The organism is uncultured Flavonifractor sp. (assembly GCF_944387675.1).
Taxonomy (GTDB): domain Bacteria; phylum Bacillota; class Clostridia; order Oscillospirales; family Oscillospiraceae; genus Flavonifractor.
On the sequence record NZ_CALXFV010000149.1, the window covers coordinates 1 to 3,613 of the forward strand.

Genomic DNA, 3,613 nt, shown 5'->3' on the forward strand with positions numbered 1-3,613 from the left:
TTTTGGGCCATGTTTGCCTCCATCGTGGCCTATCAGACCGCCCTGCTGCTGGAGCGGGGCTTCTCCAACGGGGAGGCGGGGATGATGACGGCGGTGCGCTGCCTGGCCGGCATCCTCTGCCAGCCCCTGCTGGGTGGCTTTGCCGACCGGCACCCGGAGATTCCCCTGAAGTGGATTGTCACCCTCTCCCTGGTGCTGTCCATGGGGGCAGGGGCCTGGTATTGGCTGGCGCCGGGCATGGGCCTGTGGGAGACCGCCCTGGTGTGGGCGGTGATCGGTGGGCTGGAGGTGTCCTCCTATCCCCTGATGGACGCCATGGCCATTCAGTTTATCAACGACGGTGTCCCCATCCGGTACAGCCTGGGCCGGGGGATCGGCTCCATGGCCTATGCGGTGGTGTGTGTGCTGCTGGGCCTCCAGGTGAGCTGGGCCGGGCTGGAGAGCACCCTGCTCACCCATCTGCTGCTGGTGGGGGTGGAGGCGGCACTGGTGGCCGGCTATCCGGCCTATCGGGGTTCCGCCCGTACCCAGGAGCGGGCGGGGGAGAGACCCCGATCGGCCCTGGCCCTCCTGCGGGGCAATCCCCGCTTCACCCTGATGCTGGCGGGGGTGCTGCTGGGTCTGACAGGGATTATGCCCCTGTCCAACTTTTTGGTGAATATTGTGACCAGCCGGGGCGGCAGTCAGGCGGACCTGGGCCTGGCCCTGTTTCTCATGGGCGCCTCGGAGCTGCCCACGGCCTGGTTTTTCGGCAAGCTGCTGCGGCGGCTGGGCAGTGGGCGGCTGGTGATGCTGAGCATGCTCTTCGGAACCCTGAAGGGGGTGCTGCTGCTGCTCACCACCAGCTACCCGGGCGTTCTGGCGGTGCAGCCCATTCAGGTTTTGGGTTACGGCCTGTTTACCCCCGCCTCGGTGTATTTTGTCAATGAATCGGTGCCGGAGAGCGACCGGGTCCGGGGCCAGACGGTGATGATGGTGGCCTCCAACGGCCTGGGTGGAATGCTGGGGGGCCTGCTGGCGGGATGGACGCTGGATCTGGGGGGCGCCAACCTGATGCTGGGGGCCTGTATTGCCTGCGGCTGCGCGGGTACGGCGCTCTGCTGGATATCATTCAGAAAAAACACATGGATTTCCTCTTTCCAAAAGCGGCCAAATGGTGTATGATAGTTCCGGATTTTTGAGATGCCGACGTTGAGAACGGATACCCGACTTGGAGGTACGATATGAGAAAGACGAAGATTATCTGCACCCTTGGCCCCGCTGTAGACAATGAGGAGACCATGGAACGGCTGATCCGCAAGGGTATGAACGCCGCCCGCTTCAACTTCTCTCACGGCAGCCACGCGGAACAGCTGGCCCGGCTGAATATGTTTAAAAAGGTGCGGGACAACCTGGGTGCTCCTGTGGCCACCATTCTGGACACCAAAGGTCCGGAGATCCGGGTCAAGACCTTCGCCGACGGACCTGTTACACTGGCCCAGGGGCAGAGCTTTACCCTGACCACCGACGATGTGCCGGGCGACAGCACTCAGGTATCGGTGACCTATGAGAACCTCCACCAGGAAGTGGAGCCCGGCTGCCGGATTCTGGTGGACGACGGGCTGATTGAGCTGCGGGTCAAAGAGGTGGAGGGTCACGCCATCCGCTGTGTTGTGGAAAATGGCGGCGCCCTGTCCAGCAACAAGTCCATCAACATTCCCGACGTACATATTCTGCTGCCCTCCCTCACCGACAAGGACCGGGAGGATTTGAAGTTCGCGGCGGAGCATGAGTTTGACTTTATCGCGGCCTCCTTCGTCCGCAAGGCCAGCGATGTGGAGGACATCCGGGCCGAGCTGCACAAGCACGGCGGGGACGGCATCCGCATCATCGCTAAAATTGAAAACCGGGAGGGCGTGGACAACATTGACGCCATCATTGCCGCATCCGACGGCATCATGGTGGCCCGGGGCGATTTGGGCGTGGAAATTCCCGCCCACGAAGTACCCATTCTGCAAAAGAAGATGATCAAGGCGGCCACCCGGGCCGGTCTGCCGGTCATTACCGCTACCCAGATGCTGGACTCCATGATCCGCAATCCCCGTCCCACCCGGGCGGAGGTGTCCGACGTGGCCAATGCGGTGTTTGACGGTACCTCCTGCGTGATGCTCTCCGGTGAAACCGCCTCGGGCAAGTACCCCATTGAGGCGCTGGAGACCATGGTAAATACGGTGACGGCGGCGGAAGACGCCATCGACTACTGGGGCCGCTTCCGGGAGAGCAACCTGCTCCCCGGCATCACCAGCATCAGCGACGCTATCACCCACACCTGCTGCCTGACCGCCATGGATCTGAGCGCCACCGCCATTCTGGCGCCCACCAAGTCGGGATACACCGCCAAGGTGATCTCCCGCTTCCGGCCCGCCTGCCCCATTGTGGCGCTGTGCCAGAGTGAGTCCAGCCGCCGCCAGCTGGCCATCTCCTGGGGTGTCCACGCCTATCTGTCCGGCGAGGTGGACTCCACCGACCGGATGTTCTCCCTGGCGGTGGACGTAGCCCGGAAGGAGGGGGCGGTCAAGGCGGGAGAGACGGTGGTCATCACCGCTGGTGTTCCCCTCGGCCGTTCCGGCACCACCAATTTGATCAAGGCCCAGGTGGTAGACGAAAAGTTCTGCTGATTTGCCGCATGCCCTCCGGGATGGAACTTCCCGGAGGGCATTTTTGTGTTCCTTTCCAAATGAAACCACCCCTTCCTGCCGTATAGGCAAAAGAAACCTGCGGATACTAAGGGCTGTAACCACAACCGCAGGAGGAGTTTGGATATGAAAGCGACTGGCATTGTACGCCGCATCGACGATCTGGGCCGGGTGGTGATTCCCAAGGAGATCCGCCGGACCATGCGCATCCGGGAGGGCGATCCGCTGGAGATCTACACGGACAAGGACGGCGGGGTGATCTTTAAAAAGTACTCCCTGATGGGCGGCCTGGGGGACTTTGCCGGGCAGATGTGCGAGACGTTGAACAAGACCACCGGTAAGATCGCGGTGATCACCGACCGGGACGCCTGCATCGCCCTGGCCGGCACCCCCCGCCGGGAGCTGGCGGACAAGCGGATCTCCCCCGAGCTGGAGCAGATTATGGAGAACCGGCAGATCTACCAGGTCCAGCCCGGCGCCGCCCCCGTACCGGTGTGTGAGGACGGGGACAAGTATACGGCCACCTGCGCGGCCCCCATTTTGTCCGAGGGGGATGTGCTGGGCTGCGTGCTCTTTGCGACCACCGACCCGGAGCAGACCAGTGACGGCACCGAATACAAGCTGGTTCAGACCATTGCCGGCTTCCTGGGCCGCCATATGGAGGCGTAACAAATTCAGGCCCCCTCCGCCAAAGGCGGAGGGGGCCTGAGGCCGTCGAAAAAGTGGCGGAGCCACTTTTTCGAGTAGGATGCAGGCCGCTGCGCGCAGGATTTGTCCGTCTGCAGCGGACAAATCCCACACTTGCGGTCTGAGCAGTGTTTTCAGCCGCGCACATGTCGCGGCTGAAAACAGATTTCCACGTCCTTCGCGCCTGCGGGCGCGAACTCTGCGAGGCTTTTTCGGCCGGATTCAGGCACAAAAGCGGTGATTGCCGATCA

General features: G+C 62.6%; 3 protein-coding genes. All 3 read left to right on the forward strand.

Annotated elements, in window-relative coordinates; genetic code table 11:
• Positions 1-1,164, forward strand: a 1,164-nt coding sequence (locus Q0J74_RS10740) for an MFS transporter (RefSeq protein ID WP_297214474.1), incomplete at its 5' end; no start/stop codon positions are given.
• A 59-nt stretch (positions 1,165-1,223) separates the two neighbouring features.
• Positions 1,224-2,657 (forward strand): pyruvate kinase, encoded by a 1,434-nt coding sequence (gene pyk, locus Q0J74_RS10745; protein WP_297214476.1) that lies wholly within the window; start codon positions 1,224-1,226, stop codon positions 2,655-2,657.
• A 144-nt stretch (positions 2,658-2,801) separates the two neighbouring features.
• Complete coding sequence (locus Q0J74_RS10750; RefSeq protein WP_297214478.1) at positions 2,802-3,344, forward strand: stage V sporulation T C-terminal domain-containing protein; 543 nt, start codon at positions 2,802-2,804, stop codon at positions 3,342-3,344.
• The last annotated feature ends 269 nt before the right edge of the window (positions 3,345-3,613 follow it).

What these genes read in the sequence shown, in the direction of transcription:
- Q0J74_RS10750 (WP_297214478.1), top strand. Translation starts at nt 2,802, where the DNA reads ATGAAAGCGACTGGCATTGTACGCCGCATCGACGATCTGGGCCGGGTG.
- pyk (WP_297214476.1), top strand. Translation starts at nt 1,224, where the DNA reads ATGAGAAAGACGAAGATTATCTGCACCCTTGGCCCCGCTGTAGACAAT.